This is a genomic window from Streptomyces sp. NPDC044106 (assembly GCF_056433985.1).
Window position 1 is genome coordinate 122485 of sequence record NZ_JBWKFZ010000008.1, and the last position, 17764, is coordinate 140248.

Genomic DNA, 17764 nt, shown 5'->3' on the forward strand with positions numbered 1-17764 from the left:
GACACGTGCCAAGGACCGCCGAAAGAATGTCGGATCTTCCATGCGCATCCTCGGAATCAACGCCCTCTTCCACGACCCCGCCGCCGCCCTCGTGATCGACGGCAGGACCGTCGCCGCCGCGGAGGAGGAGCGGTTCTCCCGTCGCAAGCACGGCAAGAGGCCGCTGCCGTTCTCGGCCTGGGAACTGCCCGAGCAGGCCGCCGCCTGGTGCCTGAGCAGGGCCGGTCTGCGGCCCGAGGACCTGGACGCGGTCGCCTACTCCTACGACCCCGAACTCGCCCGCCCCGCCGAGTCGATGGGGCTCGACGACCCCTGGGACCACCTGCGCCAGACGTACGCCAGAGAGGCCCCGAACTTCCTGAAGGCCGCGCTGCCCGGCCTCGACCCCGGCATCGTCCGCTTCGTGCCGCACCACATGGCCCACGCCGCCTCCAGCGCCTTCGCCGCGCCTGACGCGGCGGACTCCTCGGTCCTGGTCCTCGACGGCCGGGGCGAGCGCGCCTCGCACCTCGCCGCGCGACGGGTCCGCGACAAGCTGGAACCGCTCTACGCCCAGGACCTGCCGCACTCCCTCGGCCTCGTCTACGAGGAGCTGACGGACCACCTCGGATTCCTGCGCTCCTCCGATGAGTTCAAGGTGATGGCCCTCGCCTCCCACGGCACCCCGCGCATGCTCCCCGAACTGCGCAAGCACGTGTATCCGACGGGCGACGGCGGGTTCCGCGCCACCGCAGTGCCGTGGCACGAGCTGTGCCCGCCGCGCGGCGCGGACGAGCCGTGGACGCAGGACCACGCGGACGTCGCCGCGAGCGCCCAGGCCGTCCTTGAGGAGACCCTGCTCGACCTGGCGCGCTGGCTGCACGGCAAGACGCACCACAGCGTGCTCACGCTCGCCGGCGGTGTGGCGCTCAACTGCGTCGCCAACTCCCGTATCGCCCGTGAAGGCCCCTTCTCGCAGGTGTGGGTGCAGCCCGCGGCCGGTGACGCGGGCACGGCGCTCGGCGGCGCGCTGCTGCTCACCGCGGGCGAGGGCGTCCAGCCGGAGCCCATGGCGGGCGCCGACCTCGGCCGCGACTGGTCGGACGCCGAACTGGGCGCCTGGCTGAAGACGGCCGCCGTCACCTTCGAGCGGCCCGCGGACATCGCCGCGACCGTCGCGCAGGCGCTGGCGGAGAACCGGATCGTCGCCTGGTTCCAGGGCCGGTCCGAGTTCGGCCCCCGGGCGCTCGGCCACCGCTCGCTCATGGCCCACCCCGGCCACGCGGGCAACCTGGAGCGGCTGAACGACGTGAAGGGGCGCGAGCAGTTCAGGCCCGTCGCCCCGATGGTGCTCGCCGAGCGCGCCCCGGAGATCTTCGACGGGCCGATGCCCAGCCCGTACATGCTCTTCGTGCACGACGTGGCAGAGCCCTGGCGGGACCGGATCCCGGCCGTCGTCCACGTCGACGGGACGGCCCGCATCCAGACCGTGGACGCGGAGCGCGAGCCGCTGGTCGCCCGCATGCTCGGCGAGTTCGAGCGGCTCACCGGGCTGCCGGTCGTGGTCAACACCAGCCTGAACACGGCGGGCCGCCCCATGGTGGACGACCCGCGCGACGCGCTGGAGTGCTTCGGCTCCTCGCCGGTCGACCTGCTGGCCATCGGCCCGTACGCGATCCGCCGCCAGGACCTCTTCCGCACCTCCGAGGGCGGCGACGCCTGATGGCCGCGTACGAGACGCAGAACGGGGACACCATCGGCGCCGACAGCACATACGCGGTGGTGATCCCCACGCTCGGGCGGCCCAGCCTGAGCGTGACGCTGCGGGCGCTGGCCGATGCGGCGGGGCCCGGACCGGAGCAGGTGATCCTCGTCGACGACCGCCGGGGCCCGGACGCCGGGACTCCGCTGCCGGTCGACGTCCCGGCCGCCCTGCGCGCCGTCACCACGGTGGTGGGCGGCAGGGGCCGCGGCCCCGCCGCGGCGCGCAACACCGGCTGGCGGGCGGCGGAGCGGGTGCCGTGGATCGTCTTCCTCGACGACGACGTGGTGCCGGGGCCCGCCTGGGGCGACGATCTCGCCCTCGATCTCGCCGCGGCCACCGAGGACACCGCGGCGGTCACCGCCCTCATCGACGTACCGCTCCCCGCGGACCGCAGGCCGACGGACTGGGAGCGCAACACCGCCGGGCTCGCCACCGCCCGCTGGATCACCGCCGACATGGCCTACCGCCGCACGGCGCTGGAAGCCGTCAAGGGCTTCGACGAGCGGTTCCGGCGCGCCTTCAGGGAGGACGCCGACCTCGCGCTGCGCGTGCTCGCCGCGGGATGGACGGTGGCCGAGGGAACACGTTCCACCACCCACCCGGTGCGCCCGGCGGGCCGCTGGATCTCCGTCCGCCTCCAGGCGGGCAACGCGGACGACGTGCTCATGACGCGACTGCACGGCGCCGACTGGTGGCACCGCGCCGCCGCGCCGCGCGGCCGGCTGCCCCGGCACGCCGCGGTGACCGCGGCGGCCGTGGGAACCCTCGTCTGCGTCGCGCTCCGCAGGCCCGGGGCCGCCACCGTCTGCGCCGCGGGATGGCTGGCGGGCACCGCCGAGTTCGCTCTCGCCCGGATCGTGCCGGGCCCGCGGGACCGGGCGGAAGTGGCCGCCATGGCGCTGACCAGCGTGGTCATCCCGCCCGCCGCCGTCTGGCACTGGCTGCGCGGGCAGGCCGTGCACCGGCGCGCCGCACCGCACGCCGCGCACCCGGCCGGGCCGGGACACGCCCCGGGCCCACCGATCCGCCCGGCCCACGAGGATCGGGTACGCCGATGAGGCGCCCGGCGCAGGCCCCGCACAGGGGCACCGGCCGCAGGACCGCGCCCTGGCTGATCGACGGCCCCCCGCTGCCCACGGCGCCCCCGGCCCCGTACGACACCCCGTACGACGGAAACCGGCACCTCCCGGCGGCGGTCCTCTTCGACCGGGACGGGACCCTCGTCGAGGACGTGCCCTACAACGGTGACCCCGCCCTCGTACGGCTGACGCCGGGCGCGCGCGACGCCGTCGACGCCGTCCGGGCGGCGGGCATCCCGGTCGGCGTCGTCAGCAACCAGTCGGGCGTCGCACGCGGCCTGCTGACCCTGTCCCAGGTCGACGCGGTGCGCAGGCGCGTGGACGAACTCCTCGGCCCGTTCTCCGTCTGGGCCATGTGCCCGCACGGACCCGACGACGGATGCGGCTGCCGCAAGCCCGCGCCCGGTCTCGTGCTGGCCGCGTGCGAACGGCTCGGCGTCCCGGCCGGACGCGCCGTCGTCATCGGCGACATCGGCGCCGACCTTGGCGCGGCCCGCGCCGCCGGAGCCCGCGGCGTCCTCGTCCCCACACCCGTCACCCGCGCCGATGAGGTCGAGGCGGCCGACGCCGTGGCCCCCGACCTGCTCACGGCCGTCCGCCTCGTCCTCGACCCGCCGGGAGCGGCCCGCCGCGCGGTGGTCGACCACACGGCGGCCGACCGCGCGGCAGTGGTCCGTGCGGAGGAGGGGGAGCGGCTGTGACCGGAACTCCCGCTCTTCCGCGCACCCTCGTCGTACGTCTCGACAGTGCGGGCGATGTGCTCCTCGCCGGGCCCGCCGTACGCGCCGTGGCCGCCGGATCCTCGTACACCGCGCTGCTCTGCGGCCCGCAGGGCGTGGACGCGGGCAGGCTGCTGCCCGGCGTGGACGACGTACTCGTGTACGACGCGCCCTGGGTGGGCCTGGAACCGGCCGGGGTGTCGCGCGAGGCGACGCGCCGGATACTCGACGCGGTGACGGTCCGCCGCTTCGACCGGGCCCTGATCCTCGTCTCCTACCACCAGAGCCCGCTCCCCGTGGCGCTGCTCCTCAAGCTCGCCGGGATCGGCTGGACGGCCGCCGACAGCGAGGACTACCCCGGCGCCCTCCTCGACCTGCGCCACCACAGGATGCCCCACCGCCACGAGGCCGAGGCGGCCCTCGACCTCGCCGAGGCGGGCGGTTTCGCGCTGCCGGACGGCGACGACGGGGCGCTGCGGGTGCGGACCCTGCCCGACACCACGGCCCTCACCGGCAGCGAGCCCTATGTGGTGGTCCACCCCGGAGCCGCCGTGCCCGCCCGTGCCTGGAGCCCGGACCGGGCGCGCCGCGCCGTGGCGGCCCTCGCGTCCGCCGGGCACCGGGTGGTGGTCACCGGCGGGCCCGGCGAGCGCGGACTGACCGCGCGGGCCGCCGGGCGGCACGGCCTCGACCTCGGTGGGGCCACCGATCTGCCGCATCTGGCGGGCGTGCTCGCGGGCGCCAGGGCCGCGGTGGTCGGCAACACCGGCCCCGGGCACCTCGCCGCCGCCGTGGGTACCCCCGTCGTCTCGCTGTTCGCGCCGGTGGTGCCGGCCGAGCGCTGGGGGCCGTACGGCGTACGCCACGTCCTGCTCGGCGACCAGCGCGAGCGGTGCGCGGACAGCAGGGCGCGGATCTGCCCGGTACCCGGCCACCCCTGCCTCGACGGCGTCGGCGACGCCGAGGTGCTCGCCGCGGTGGCCGCGCTCGCCGACGACCCGGCCATCCGCCGGACGCGCCCACGGCCAACGGACCCCCGGTCCGGCCTGCCGGCCGGAACGCCCGCCGCACCCAGTGCGTCCGGCACACCCGCTACGCCCGGAACTCCCGGTACGCAACGAGGAGCGACCGTATGAACATCCTGCTGTGGCACGTGCACGGCTCCTGGACGACCTCGTTCGTGCAGGGCCCCCACACCTACCTCGTTCCCGTCACACCGGACCGCGGCCCCGACGGACTCGGCCGGGCCCGCACCTTCGCCTGGCCCGACTCGGTGCGCGAGATCACGCCCGAGGAGCTGCGCGACGCGGAGGTGGACCTCGTCCTCTTCCAGCGGCCGCACGAACCGGAGCTCGCCGAACGCTGGCTCGGCGGCCGGCGCCCCGGACGCGACGTGCCCGCCGTCTACCTCGAACACAACTCACCGGACGGCGATGTCCCCGACACCCGGCATCCGTGCGCCGACCGCGACGACCTGACGCTCGTCCACGTCACGCACTTCAACCGGCTGTTCTGGGACAACGGCCGGGCGCGCACCGAAGTCATCGAGCACGGCATCGTCGACCCCGGCCACCAGTACACCGGCCGCCTCGACCGGGCCGCCGTCGTCGTCAACGAACCGGTCAGGCGCGGCCGTCACACCGGCACCGACCTGCTGCCCGCCCTGAGCGAGGCCGCCCCCCTCGACGTCTTCGGCATGCGCACCGAAGGCCTCGCCGCGCACCTGGGCCTCCCCGAGGACCGGTGCCGCACCGCCGACCTCCCGCAGAGCGAACTGCACGCGGCACTCGCCGAGCGCCGCCTGTACCTGCACCCGGTGCGCTGGACCTCCCTCGGGCTCTCCCTGCTTGAGGCCATGCACCTGGGCATGCCGGTCGTGGCGCTCGCCACCACGGAGGCGGTCGAGGCGGTCCCGCGCGGCACGGGCACGCTCTCCACCCGCCCCGAGGTGCTCGCGCGGGCCGCCCGGCACTACCTCGAGGAACCGGATGCCGCGGCCGAGGACGGCGCCCGCGCCCGCCAGGCCGCTCTCGAAAGGTACGGACTCAAGCGCTTCCTCGACGACTGGGAGCGCGTGCTGACGGAGGCGATCGCATGACCTCGACCCTCGGCCCCCTCGACTCCGGCGCCCTCGGCGCGGAGCCCGTCGGCCCCGGAGTGCTGTCGATCGCGCTCGTCTCGGAACACGCGAGTCCGCTCGCCGCGCTCGGCGGCGTGGACGCCGGCGGGCAGAACGTCCACGTCGCCTGCCTCGCGGGCGCGCTCGCCGACCGCGGCCACCGGGTGACCGTCTACACCCGCCGCGACACACCCGACCTGCCCGAACGCGTCGCCCTGCGGCCGGGCGTCGAGGTGCACCACGTGCCCGCGGGGCCGCCCGAGCAGATCCCCAAGGACGAACTCCTGCCCCACATGCCGGAGTTCGGCCGCCATCTCGTACGCACCTGGCGCAACCGGCCGCCCGATCTGGTCCACTCGCACTTCTGGATGTCCGGCCTCGCCTCGCTGCGCGCCACGCGCGAACTGGGCCTGCCCCTGCTGCACACGTACCACGCCCTCGGCACCGTGAAGCGGCGCCACCAGCAGCTCGCCGACCCCAGCCCGCCCAAGCGGATCTCCCTGGAGCACGAGGTCGGCCTCGGCTGCGACCGGGTCATCGCCACCTGCCGCGACGAGGTCGCCGAACTCGGCAGGATGGGCGTACGCGCCGCCAAGGTCGGTGTCGTGCCGTGCGGCGTCGACACGGAGCTGTTCACCCCGCGCGGACCGGTCGCCGAGCGGGGCGCCCACCGCCACCAGGTGCTCCAACTCGGCCGCCTCGTACCGCGCAAGGGGGCGGCGGTCTCCATCGCCGCGCTGGCCCGACTGCCCGAGACCGAGCTGCTCGTGGTCGGCGGCCCGCCCGCCGACCGGCTGGCCGACGACCCGGAGGTACGCAGGCTGCGCGCGCTGGCCCGCGAGGCGGGCGTCGCCGACCGGGTCCGCTTCACCGGCGGCGTACCGAGCACCGACGTGCCGCCGCTGCTGCGCGCGGCCGACGTCGTGCTCTGCCCCGCCGACTACGAACCGTTCGGCATCGTCCCCCTGGAGGCGATGGCGTGCGGCCGACCGGTCGTCGCCAGCGCGGTCGGCGGCCAGCTGGACACGGTCGCCGACCCCGCCACCGGCCGCCTCGTCCCGCCCCGCGACCCCGAGGCGCTGGCCCGCGCCGTCGCCGAACTCCTCGCCGATCCCGCGCTCCGCGAGGCGAGCGGCGAGGCGGGGCGGCGCAGGGTCCTGCGCCGGTACGGCTGGGACCGCGTGGCGGCGGCCACGGAGGCGGCCTACTGCGAAGTCCTGGACGCGAAGCCCGCGGTCGTGACGGGGGTGGGGGCGGTGTGAGGGGCGGGGAGCCCGGCGCCGGGCTCCCGACCGTGGCCCCGGCCGCCCTTCACCCACCCCGTGTGGCACCGACGCACCGATGACCTGACACCTCGCCACCTCGCCCCCAACCCCCGAAGGAGGTGCGGGCCCCCGCCGTCCTCGTGGCGCGGCATGCCCGATCCGTATGAGTGAATCCCCCGCACTCGACGCCGCGCATCTGCACTGCCGGTCGCTGGAGCAAGCCCTCGGCCGGCTGCGCAGGGACGGGCTCGGCCGGCTGGCGGAGTGGGGCGGGCGGCTCGCCGCCGCGCTGCCCGCCGGGAGCAGGCTCCTCGCCGCGGGCAACGGCGGCAGCGCCGCCCAGGCCCAGCACCTGACCGCCGAACTGGTGGGCCGCTACCGCAAGGAACGGCCCGCGTACTCGGCGATCTCCCTGCACGCGGAGACCTCCAGCATGACCGCCATCGGCAACGACTACGGATTCGACCACGTGTTCGCCCGCCAGGTCTCCGCCCACGGCAGACCCGGCGACATCCTCATCCTGCTGTCCACCTCGGGCCGCAGCGCCAACCTGATCACGGCGGCGGTGACGGGCCGGGCCGCCGGGCTGCGCGTCTGGGCGCTCACCGGGCCCGGACCGAACCCGCTGGGGGAGGCCGCCGACGACGCGCTGCACATCGACGGCGAGACCACGGCGACCGTGCAGGAGGCCCACCTCGTCGCCGTGCACCTGCTGTGCGAGGCCTTCGACGCGGCGCTCGGCGAACCCGTCGTGGCCACCGCGGGCCGCATCGCGCCCCGCGACGTCGTCCGCGTCGACGGGAGCCTCTCGTGACCCGGCCGAAGCCTCTCGTGGTCGTCGGGGACGTCCTGCTCGACGAGGACATCGAGGGCGACGCCACCCGGCTCGCCCCGGACGCCCCCGCCCCCGTGGTCGACGTCACCGGCGACCGGCGCCACCCCGGCGGGGCGGGCCTGGCCGCCGCGCTCGCGGCACGCGGCGGGCGCGACGTGACCCTGGTGACCGCACTGGGCGACGACCCCGCGAGCGAAGCCGTACGCCGCGAACTCAGCGGCCGGGTAAGGCTGGTGGAGATTCCGCTGCACGGCACGCTGCCGGTCAAGACGCGCGTCCTGGCGTCCGGCCGCCCGCTGGTGCGCATCGACAGGGGCGGCGGCATACCGGGCGAACCCGACGGCGCGGTGCGGGACGCGCTGGCCGGGGCGCACGCCGTCCTCGTCGCGGACTACGGACGGCACACCGCGAGCGCCGTACGCGAGCACCTGGCGGCCGTCGCCCCCCGCACCCCGCTCGTCTGGGACCCCCACCCCAAGGGCGACGCCCCCGTCCCGGGCGCGCGGCTCGTCACCCCCAACGCCGCCGAGACCCGCGCCCTGTGCCCCGGCGACGACGAGACGCTGCGCGCGTACGCCGCCCGGGGCGCCGAGCTTGCGGACCGCTGGCGGGTCGGCGGCGTCGCCGTCACCCTGGGCGAGCGCGGCGTCCTGCTCACCAGGCCGGGCTCCGGTACGCCGATGCTCGTGCCGTCGCCGTACCGCGCCACCGGCGACCCGTGCGGCGCGGGCGACTGCTTCGCCGCGACGACGGCCGTGGCGCTCGCCGACGGGGCGCTCCCGGAGGAGGCCCTGCAGCGGGCCGTCGCCGAGGCCGCCGCGTTCGTGTCGGCGGGCGGCGCCACCAACCCCGACCTGTGGCGCACGGCGCCCACGGACGGTGCCACGGACGAACTCGGCGGCGAACCCGGCGACGACGCGTTCGCCCTGGCGGAACGGGTGCGGGCGCGCGGTGGCACGGTGGTGGCGACCGGCGGCTGCTTCGACCTCCTGCACGCGGGCCACGTGGGCCTGCTCGAGAGCGCCCGGCGCATCGGCGACTGCCTGATCGTCTGCCTCAACTCCGACGCGTCGCTCACCCGCCGCAAGGGCCCCGGGCGCCCGCTCAACCGGGAGGCGGACCGCGTCCGCGTCCTTGAGGCGCTCGGCAGCGTCGACGCCGTGGCCGTCTTCGCCGAGGACACCCCGCGCGAACTGCTCGGCAGGCTGCGGCCCGACGTATGGGTCAAGGGCGGCGACTACTCCGTCCAGGACCTCCCCGAGGCGCAGACCCTGAGCGCGTGGGGCGGGCAGGCCGTCGTCCTGCCCTACCTCGACGGCCGCTCCACGACCCTGCTCGCCCGCAGGGCCGCCGAGTCCGCCACGCCGCCCCGGCCGCCCGCACCCTGAGCCGAGAGGCACCCCGACCGTGAGCGAAGAGACCACACGGCCACCGCGCCCCGCCGCCCCGACGACGGACCGCCCCCGCGTGCTGGTGCTGCGGGCGCTCGGACTCGGTGACCTGCTGACCGTCGTACCGGCGCTGCGCGCCCTGCGGCGGCGGCTGCCCGGCCACGAACTCGTGCTGGCCGCGCCCGAGCGGCTGACCGCACCCGCCCTGGCGACAGGACTGGTCGACCGGCTGCTGCCCGCGTCCGCCGCGGCCCGTGCGGTGCCCGAGCACCTCGCCTGGCCGGATCCGCCCCCTGACTACGCCGTCGACCTGCACGGCAACGGCCCGCCCAGCCACCTGCTGCTCCACCGGCTGCGTCCCCGCAAACTCCTGGCGTACGCGCATCCGCAGACGCCCGGCATCGAGGGGCCCGTCTGGCGGGACGACGAGCACGAGCGGGAGCGGTGGTGCCGGCTGCTGTCCTGGTACGGCATCGAGGCCGACCCCGCGGACGTACGGATCCCACCGCCCGCGACGCCCTCCCCGGCGCCGGGCGCGGTGGTCCTCCACCCGGGCGCCGACGCCGGAGCCCGCCGCTGGCCGCCCGAGCGGTTCGCCGCCGTGGCGCGGGGGCTCGCGGCCCGCGGGCACCGGATCGTGGTGACGGCCGGGGCGGGCGAGGGGACGACCGCGCGGTACGTGGCGTCAGAGGCGGGGCTGGCGGGCGACGCGGTGCTCGGCGGCGCCGCCGACGTGCCGTTCGACCAGCTGACGGCGCTCGTGGCGCACGCCCGCTGCGTCATCGTCGGGGACACCGGCCTCGCCCACCTGGCGACGGCGCTCGGCACGCCGTCGGTCGTCCTGTTCGGCCCGGTGGCGCCCCGCCTGTGGGGGCCTCCGGCGGACGCCCGCCACCGGGTCCTGTGGCACCCGGACGGCGACGACGCGGCCCGCCCCGGCGACGCGCACGGGCGCCTGCCGGACGATCGGCTGCTGCGGATCACCCCCGAGGAGGTCCTCACGGCGGCACGGGACCTGACGGAGCCGCATCCGCGCACGGCCCCGACGGCCACCCGGCCGGGGAGATGACGCGGGCTCTCAGGCCGCCGCGCCCAGCGCCGACCGCTTGGCGGCGTCCCGTTCCGTTGTCGGCAGCAGCACCGGTTCCGTGCTCCCGCGCCTGCGGAGGACGAAGCCCGCTCCGATCGAACCGGCGATGATCAGGCCGCCGGACACCAGGGCACCGCGGGCGCCCACCAGCTCCATGAGGAGGCCGAGCGCGGGCGGGCCGCCGAGGCCCCAGGCCGTGCTGACGCTGCCCCACACGCCGAGCACGCGGCCCCGCAGGTGGGCGGGCGGGTCGGTCTGCAGGACGGTCGTGCCCGCGGTGTCGGAGACGGACTCGACCACGGCCATCGGCAGGACGAGGACCAGCAGGACGGCGAACGAGGGCGAGAACCCCGCGACCACCTGGAGCAGCGCGCCGGCGGCGGCCAGCGTGCCGACGAGCCGCACGGACGGCTTGCGCAGCCGGGCGCCGAGAACGGCGCCGATGATGCCTCCGACGGCGAGCACGGTGGAGACCGTGCCGAACGATCCCGCGCCTCCCGCCAGTGGCCCGGTGACGAGCACGGCCAGGGTGAGGTTGTAGTTCCGGCCGAAGACCGCGCTGACACCGGTGACGCCCGCGAGGGCCACGAGCCGGGGCCGCCGCATGAAGTACGCGATGCCCTGGCGGACGGTCATGTTCTCGCCGACCGTCATGGGGGCGCTGGGGGTGGGCCCGCTCGGCGCGGGGCCGGTCGGTACGGGGGCGACGGACCGGTCGGCGCCGGCCTGCCGCAGCGCCCCGTACGCGGGACGCAGGAAGGGGATGACCGCGGCGACGAAGAGGAACGACACGCCGTTGGCGGCGTAGGCGGCGGCCGTGCCGAGGAAGCCGACCGTGACACCGCCGAGTGCGGCACCGGCGAGGCGGCCCGCGCTGTGGACGAGCGAGCCCACGCCGATGGCGGAGGGAACGTCCTCCGGCGGCACGAGGTCGTTGCCGAGGAGGGCGCAGGCGGGTCCGTCGACCGTGGCGATGACGCCCGTTACGCCGGCCAGCACCATGAGTACGGTCAGGTCGAGCCCGCCGGTCGCCACGAGGACGGCCGTGGTGAAGGCGATGGCGCCCAGCAGGGCCTGGCTGACCGAGGCGGTGAGCTTGCGGGGCCAGCGGTCCACGGCGGCGCCGCCGACCAGGCTCATGAGCAGCGCGGGCGCGGCCTGCACCGACATGGAGAGGCCGGTGGCGGCGGCGGACCCGGTGATCTGCAGCACCAGCAGGTTCTGCACGGTGAGCTGCATCCAGGTGCCGGCGTTCGACACGAAGTTGGCGACGGACCACCAGCGCATGCTGCGGTACCGCAGGGATCGCCAGGGCGAGCGCGAGGCGGAAGCGCCGTTCTCGACGGCGGAGGAATGCTCGGGCACGGACGGGGCAGGGGAGGCAGGGGGAGAAGGCGGGGCGGAAGGCGCGGGAGAGGAAGACACAGAGGCACTCGAAGACTCGGGGTGAGCCCGCAGGGACTCAAGGGGAGGTCTCGGCGGGAGTTCGGGACCGGCTGCGTTGCGCGGTCACTCCACCGGATCTGTCGGGGGCACCGCGCTGTGGGAGAGGCGTCGGCAGGGCGCGTCGAGTGACGCGTGGACGCTCCGGAGTACGGCGACGACCATCGTGGCAGACGGGATCGCCGCGCCTCGGGACGGCTCGGCCGACCGCACCGCCGAAAGCCCCCAACTGCCGCCCGCCTGCCGGGCTTTGGCGCTTCTGGTGTGCTTGCTCACACGCTTCTCGTGCGGGGGCGCGGCCCGCGATTCCGGTCCGTCGGCGGTGACGGAGAACACAGCTGCCCGATGTCCGCGCGCCGAGCGCCCCGCGACCGGCCCGAGGTGCCGGACGGCGCACCGGCCGTCACAGTGGGAAGCGGGGCGGTCGCGGAGCGCGCCGCCCCGGCAACCGGCACGACGGGAAGGCACGGGCATGGGCGGCGCGGCACAGGTCGACCTCCACGGCAAGCGGGCACTGGTGACCGGCGCGGCCCGGGGCCTCGGTGCCTCGATCGCGCGGGCGCTCGCGGGGGCCGGTGCGACGGTCCTCGTCGCCGACATCCGCAAGGACCTGGCGGGGGAGCTCTGCGACGGGCTCACCGGCGAGGGCCACGACGCCCGGTTCGTGGAGATGGACGTGCGGGACGCCGAGGGGGTCGCCGCCGTCTTCCGGGACCTGGATGCGGCGGATCAGCCGCTCGACATCCTGGTCAACAACGCCGCCGTCGACGTCTCCAAGCCGATCGAGCACCTGAGCGCCGACGAGGTGACGCGGGTCGTCGAGACCAACCTCCTCGGGCCGATGTATCTGTGCCTGGAGACGTACCGGCGCATGATCGCCCGTGGCGGCGGCCACATCGTGAACATCCTGTCCACCGCCGCGAACCGGACCTGGACCGAGGCGGGCCCGTACGCGGCGGGCAAGTCGGGTCTGCGCGCGTTCACCCACACGCTGTTCAAGGAGGCCCAGCGCGACTGCGTGGGGATCGGCGTCACGGGGATCATCGCCGGCGGCATGGAGACCCCGTTCATCATGGAACGCTTCCCGGACGCCGACGTGGCCATGCTCCAGAGCCCGGACATCGTGGCCGACACGGTCCTGTACGCGCTCTCCGTCCCGGCCGGCAGCGTGGTGGGCGAGCTGGTCGTCGTGCCGCGCAGGGAGCCGTCCTGGCCGTGACGGGTCCGGGGACGGATACGGCTGAGACGGATACGGCCGGGACGAATGCGACCGGGACGGATACGGCCGGGACGGCTGGGCACCAGACGCATCGGTGCTCCGCGGGGCCCCGGCCGACCGGAGCCCTCCTCGCAGACAGTGATCATCCCGTGACGGCGGAAGGAAGGTTGCGCCCATGACGCCCACCATGTTCTCCATGGCGCCGCAGCCGCCTCCTCCGTGGAAGAAGGCCCTGGTCACCGCGGGCGCGAGCTTTCTCGGCTCGCACCTGTGCGAGCACCTGCTCGACGCCGGGGTGGACGTCGACTGCGTGGACGATCTGCCGACAGGCTCGTCCCGCAACGTCGCACACCTGACGGACCGCCCCGGATTCCGCTTCCTGTCCCCGGACCTGACAGGCGCGGACCTCGCCGGCGCGGACCTCACCGAAGCCCTCCCCGGCCCCTACGACCTCGTACTGCACTCCGCCTGCCCCGCCGCGGACGCCCTCGCGTACCCTCTGGAGACACTCGACGCCGCGAGCCTCGGCACCCGCAACGCCCTCGCCGTCGCCGAACGGGACGGCGCGCGGTTCCTGCTCGCCTCCACCTGCGTCCTGCACGGCGACCCGCCCGGCGACTCCCAGCGCTTCGCCGAGGCGCTGACCACCGCGTTCGTGAGCGCCACCGAGGCCGACGCGGGTATCGTGCGCGTCTTCCCGGCCTACGGCCCGCGCATGGGGCCCGCCGACGGCCGGATGATCCCCGCGCTCATCCGGCAGGCCCTGAGCGGCGGACCGGTGACCGTGCCCGGCGACGGCAGCGGCAGGCCCTCGCTCTGCTACGTCGACGACACGGTCGACGGTGTCCTCCTGGTGGCCGCGAGCCGCTCGGTGCGGCCGGTCGACATCGGCGGCGACCCCGGGCCGACCGTGGCGGAGATCGCCCGCCGGGTCCTCGACCTGACCGGCTCCGACGCCCGCCTGGAGTACACCGGGACGTCCGCCGGGAACACCGAGAACACCGAGAACACCGGTCAAAATCCCGAGAGCCCTGAGAACGCCGAGCCGCCCGCCCCCGCGACCGGTTTCGCCCACGAACTCTTCGGCTGGACGCCCAAGGTCCCTCTGGAGGAGGGGCTCAGGCGCACCGTCGCCGACTTCGTCGGGCGGGAGAGCGGCAGCAGGAGCGCGCCGGGCGCCGAGGGAGGCGTACGCCATGCGTGTTCCTGGTGAGCCCGTGCGGGGCGGCGCCCTCGCGGCCTCCGTGGGCAAGGCGCTCGTCGTCTGCCTGGACGGCATGAGCGGGGTGCTCCTGTCGGGCCCCGCCGTCCGCGCGGTCGCCGCAGGCGCCGACCACGTGACGATGCTGTGCGGGCCGCGCGGCGCGCCCGCCGCCGAGCTGCTGCCCCACGTCGACGAGGTCGTCGTCTGGGAGGCGCCCTGGGCGGGGACCCGCCCGCCGACGGTGGAGGAGGCGGACGTCGAGGGTTTGGTGCGGCGCGTGCGGGAGGCGGCGTACGACGTCGCCCTCATCGTCACCCCCTTCGCGCAGAGCCCGCTGCCCACCGCGCTTCTGCTGCGGATGGCGCACGTCCCCCGCATCGGCGCCGACACCGCCGACCACGCGGGCAGCCTCATCGACGTACCCCACCTGCGGCTGCCCGGCAGGCACGACGCCGAGGCCGCGCTGGACACGGCCGCGGCCCTGGGCTTCCTGCCGGGGGCCGGCGACGACGGGCGGCTCCGCGTGCTCCCGGCCCCCGACACCACCGGCCTCACCGGCAACGGCCCCTACGTGGTGCTGCACCCGGGCGCCGGGGCCGCGGCCCGCGCCTGGGACGCCGAGCACGCGGCCGAGGCGGTCGCCCTGCTCGCCGACGCAGGACACCGCGTGATCGTCACCGGCGGCCCCGCCGAGTCCGCCCTGACCCGGCGGGTCGGCGGCGACACGGCCGTCGACCTCGGCGACCGCACGGACCTGCGGACCCTGGCGGGCATCCTGCGTGCGGCGGACGTCGTCGTCGCGGGCGACACGGGACCGGCCCAGCTGGCCGCCGCGACGGGCACCCCGGTCGTCTCCGTCGGCTCCCCGTCCGTGCCCGCGGAGCGCCGCAGCCCCTACGGCGTGCCCGCCGTCCTCCTCGGCGGCCAGGACGATACCGGCGCGGACACCGGGCGGCCGGGACCGACCGAGGCGCTGCCCGAGGACGTGGTGCGCGCGGTGCGGAAACTTCTGAAGGAGAGCACGTGAACGCGGGAGAGCACGTGACCGCGGGCTCCCCGCGCACCACCGTGGCGGTGATCACCCGGAACCGCCGCGAGAGCGTGCTCCGCACCCTGGACCGGCTCGCCGCACTGCCCGAACGGCCGCCCGTCATCGTCGTGGACAACGGCTCCACCGACGCGACCGCCGACGCGGTGCGCGCCCACGCCGTCGGTGCCCGGGTCGTCGCCCCGGGACGCAACACCGGAGCGCTCGGCCGCAACCTCGCGGTGCGGCACGCCACCACGCCGTACGTGGCCTTCAGCGACGACGACTCCTGGTGGGCCCCCGGCGCCCTCGACACCGCCGCCGACCTCCTCGACGCCCACCCGCGCCTCGGCCTCATCGCCGCCCGCACCCTGGTCGGCCCCGGGGCCCGCGAGGACCCGCTCAACCGCGTACTCGCCGACTCGCCCCTGCCACCCGCCGCCGACCTGCCGGGCCGCCCCGTCCTGGGCTTCCTCGCCTGCGCGGCCGTCACCCGGCGCCGGGCCTTCCTGGACGCGGGCGGCTACCACCGGGTGCTGTTCTTCGGCGGCGAGGAGACCCTGCTCGCCTACGATCTGGCGGCGCGCGGCTGGGGCGTGACGTACGAGCCCTCCGTGACGGCGCATCACCACCCGGGCCCCCGCACACGGCCCGGCCGTTGCGCGGTGCAACGGCGCAACGCCCTGCTCACCGCCTGGCTCCGGCGCCCCGTCACCGTGGCCCTGCGGGGTACCGCGCACCTCGCCGCGGCGGCGGCCCGCGGTGAACGGGACGCGGGGAAGGCCCTCGGCGGCGTGCTCGCCCGGCTGCCCGCCGCGCTCAGGGCCAGGGAGCCGCTGCCCGCCCGGATCGAGAGCGCGGCCCGCCTCCTCGACCGGGCCCCTTCGTAACCGCCACCCCCAACCACCCACAGGAACAGCGCAGATGACGGACCGGTACGGCCGAGGCGGTCCAGCGGCTCTTCCCCGAGGTGCAACTCCTCTGCCCGGGCCGCAACTTGGGGGCCGTGGGGCGCAACCTCGCCGTCCGCCACGTCCGTACGCCCTACGTGGCGTTCTGCGACGACGACACCTGGTGGGAGCCGGGCTCCCCGCGGCGCGCCGCGGACCTCCTGGACGCGCACCCGCCGCTCGCGGCCGTGACCGCCCGCATCGTCGTCGAGCCGTCCGGGGAGGAGGACCCGGTGGTCGCCGAATTGCGCGACTCGCCGCTCTCCGGCCCCGACTGGCTGCCCGGCCCCGCCCTCGGCTCGCCGCCGCCACGGTGATCCGTGCCGACGCCTTCCGGGACGCGGGCGGCTTCCATCCGGGGCTGTGGCTCGGCGGGGAGGAGGAGCTCCTCGCCACCGACCTGCTGACGCGCGGGCACTGGCTGGCCTACGTGCCGGAGCTGACCATCCACCACGCGGCCTCCAAGCTCCGTGACAGCACCGACCGGCGCGTCCTCGGCCTGCGCAACACCCTGTGGTTCACCTGGCTGCGCCGCCCCTGGCCCTCGGCGCTGCGCCGCACCCGGCAGCTGCTGCGCACCGTGCCGCGCGACCGGGCGTCCCTGCGCGCCGTCGGCCACGCGGTGGCGGGGCTGCCCTGGGTGCTCAGGCAGCGCTCCCCGGTCCCCGCCCCGATCGAGGCGCGCCTCGTCGCTCTGGAGGAGGCGCGCCGGCACTCCACGGCCCGCCGCTACGTCGGCTGAGCGGGGCCCCGACGGCGGGTCAGGGCCGCCGCCACTCGTCGCTGCGCAGGTGGGAACCGGCCTGCGGCCCCATCTGCACCATGCCGCCGTCCGCGACCCACGACGCGCCGGTCACGTACGAGGCGTCGGGCCCGGCGAGGAAGGCGATGACGGCGGCGATCTCCCGGGCGTCACCGGGACGGCCGAGCGGGATGCCGGGGCGTCGCGCCTCGTGCACGTCGGTGTCCTCCTGCCCGGTCATGGGGGTGGCGATCTCGCCCGGCGCGACGGCGTTGACGGTGATGCCGTGCTCGGCGAGTTCCAGGGCCATCACCTGCGTGAGCAGCCCGAGTCCGCCCTTGGCGGCGCAGTAGGGGGCGGCGCCGACGCGCGGCTGATGCTCGTGCACGGAGGTCACGTTGACGATGCGGCCGCCGTCGCCCTGCTCGATCATGCGGCGCGCGGCGCGCTGGCCGCACAGGAACGGGCCGACGAGGTCGACGTCGAGGACCCGTACGACGTCCTCGTGCCGCAGATCGAGGAACGGGGTCGCGGTGCCCGTACCCGCGTTGTTGACGAGGACGTCGATCCGGCCGAGCCGTTCGGCGAGCTCGTCGACCACCTGCGCCGCATCGGGGAGCCGGGTCAGGTCCATTTGGGCGACGGCCGCGCGCCGGCCGTGCCGTTCCACCTCCTCGGCCGTCCGCTCGGCGCCCTCCCGGTCGCTGTGCCAGGTGATCCCGACGTCCATCCCGGCCTCGGCGAGCCGGACGGCCGTGGCCCGGCCGATACCGGAGTCGGCGCCGGTGACGACGGCCGCTCCGGCGGCGGAAGCGGTGCGGTCGGTCATGAAACCTCCTTGGGTGTCGCGCCCGGTCCTGTCGGGCACCGGGGCGGCGTACGGCGGGTCCACCGGGCCCCTCACCCGGCGTCCTGTGTCCAGATTCGGCCACGTACG

At 76.1% G+C, this 17764-nt stretch carries 15 protein-coding genes and 1 pseudogene; 14 read left to right on the plus strand and 2 right to left on the minus strand.

From position 1 onward, the window contains the following. The first annotated feature begins 40 nt into the window (after nt 1-40). The 9 genes from AC07DI_RS16005 (at nt 41) to AC07DI_RS16045 (ending at nt 10221) form a co-directional block, all read left to right on the plus strand. The gene (locus AC07DI_RS16005) at nt 41-1702 is read left to right on the plus strand and encodes a carbamoyltransferase family protein (RefSeq protein WP_478904902.1); all 1662 of its coding nucleotides are present in this window, start codon (nt 41-43) and stop codon (nt 1700-1702) included. After that, nucleotides 1702-2802, plus strand: a complete 1101-nt coding sequence (locus tag AC07DI_RS16010) for a glycosyltransferase family 2 protein (RefSeq protein WP_478904903.1) — start codon at nt 1702-1704, stop codon at nt 2800-2802. Before AC07DI_RS16005 ends, AC07DI_RS16010 begins: the two co-directional genes overlap by 1 nt. Next, on the plus strand, nt 2799-3524 hold the full coding sequence (locus AC07DI_RS16015) for a D-glycero-alpha-D-manno-heptose-1,7-bisphosphate 7-phosphatase (protein WP_478904904.1): 726 nt from the start codon (nt 2799-2801) through the stop codon (nt 3522-3524). The genes AC07DI_RS16010 and AC07DI_RS16015 overlap by 4 nt, the downstream gene beginning before the upstream one ends. Further along, entirely contained in the window at nt 3521-4678 is a 1158-nt protein-coding gene (locus AC07DI_RS16020; RefSeq protein WP_478904905.1) for a glycosyltransferase family 9 protein, read from the plus strand. The genes AC07DI_RS16015 and AC07DI_RS16020 overlap by 4 nt, the downstream gene beginning before the upstream one ends. Continuing rightward, nucleotides 4675-5640, plus strand: coding sequence for a glycosyltransferase (locus tag AC07DI_RS16025; protein WP_478904906.1), 966 nt, complete (start codon nt 4675-4677; stop codon nt 5638-5640). Before AC07DI_RS16020 ends, AC07DI_RS16025 begins: the two co-directional genes overlap by 4 nt. After that, nucleotides 5637-6923, plus strand: a complete 1287-nt coding sequence (locus AC07DI_RS16030) for a glycosyltransferase (protein ID WP_478904907.1) — start codon at nt 5637-5639, stop codon at nt 6921-6923. Before AC07DI_RS16025 ends, AC07DI_RS16030 begins: the two co-directional genes overlap by 4 nt. A gap of 166 nt (nt 6924-7089) precedes the next feature. After that, the gene (locus AC07DI_RS16035; protein WP_478904908.1) at nt 7090-7740 is read left to right on the plus strand and encodes a D-sedoheptulose-7-phosphate isomerase; all 651 of its coding nucleotides are present in this window, start codon (nt 7090-7092) and stop codon (nt 7738-7740) included. Beyond that, nucleotides 7737-9149 carry a D-glycero-beta-D-manno-heptose 1-phosphate adenylyltransferase gene (gene rfaE2, locus AC07DI_RS16040; protein WP_478904909.1) on the plus strand — a complete coding sequence of 471 codons (1413 nt, stop codon included), beginning with the start codon at nt 7737-7739 and terminating at the stop codon, nt 9147-9149. Before AC07DI_RS16035 ends, rfaE2 begins: the two co-directional genes overlap by 4 nt. A 19-nt stretch (nt 9150-9168) precedes the next feature. After that, nucleotides 9169-10221, plus strand: coding sequence for a glycosyltransferase family 9 protein (locus AC07DI_RS16045; RefSeq protein ID WP_478904910.1), 1053 nt, complete (start codon nt 9169-9171; stop codon nt 10219-10221). Nucleotides 10222-10230: 9 nt separating this feature from the next. Here the strand turns inward: AC07DI_RS16045 and AC07DI_RS16050 are convergent, their stop codons facing one another. Continuing rightward, nucleotides 10231-11529, minus strand: coding sequence for an MFS transporter (locus AC07DI_RS16050; protein ID WP_384248702.1), 1299 nt, complete (start codon nt 11527-11529; stop codon nt 10231-10233). 628 nt (nt 11530-12157) lie between these two features. On the opposite strand from AC07DI_RS16050, the gene AC07DI_RS16055 reads away from it, so the two are divergent. From AC07DI_RS16055 to AC07DI_RS16075, 5 genes and pseudogenes are all read left to right on the plus strand, one after another. Continuing rightward, nucleotides 12158-12904 (plus strand): SDR family oxidoreductase, encoded by a 747-nt coding sequence (locus tag AC07DI_RS16055; protein ID WP_478904911.1) that lies wholly within the window; start codon nt 12158-12160, stop codon nt 12902-12904. Nucleotides 12905-13079: 175 nt separating this feature from the next. Continuing rightward, a complete protein-coding gene (locus tag AC07DI_RS16060; RefSeq protein WP_478904912.1) occupies nt 13080-14117 on the plus strand; it encodes an NAD-dependent epimerase/dehydratase family protein in 1038 nt (345 codons plus the stop codon). Further along, entirely contained in the window at nt 14101-15135 is a 1035-nt protein-coding gene (locus AC07DI_RS16065; protein ID WP_478904913.1) for a glycosyltransferase family 9 protein, read from the plus strand. Before AC07DI_RS16060 ends, AC07DI_RS16065 begins: the two co-directional genes overlap by 17 nt. Then, nucleotides 15132-16025, plus strand: a complete 894-nt coding sequence (locus tag AC07DI_RS16070) for a glycosyltransferase family 2 protein (protein WP_478904914.1) — start codon at nt 15132-15134, stop codon at nt 16023-16025. Before AC07DI_RS16065 ends, AC07DI_RS16070 begins: the two co-directional genes overlap by 4 nt. A gap of 44 nt (nt 16026-16069) precedes the next feature. Then, nucleotides 16070-16827, plus strand: a pseudogene (locus AC07DI_RS16075) (glycosyltransferase family 2 protein); the annotation flags it as partial. Nucleotides 16828-16846: 19 nt separating this feature from the next. On the opposite strand, the gene AC07DI_RS16080 reads toward AC07DI_RS16075, so the two are convergent. After that, entirely contained in the window at nt 16847-17656 is an 810-nt protein-coding gene (locus AC07DI_RS16080) for an SDR family oxidoreductase (RefSeq protein ID WP_478904915.1), read from the minus strand. Nucleotides 17657-17764: the final 108 nt, after the last annotated feature.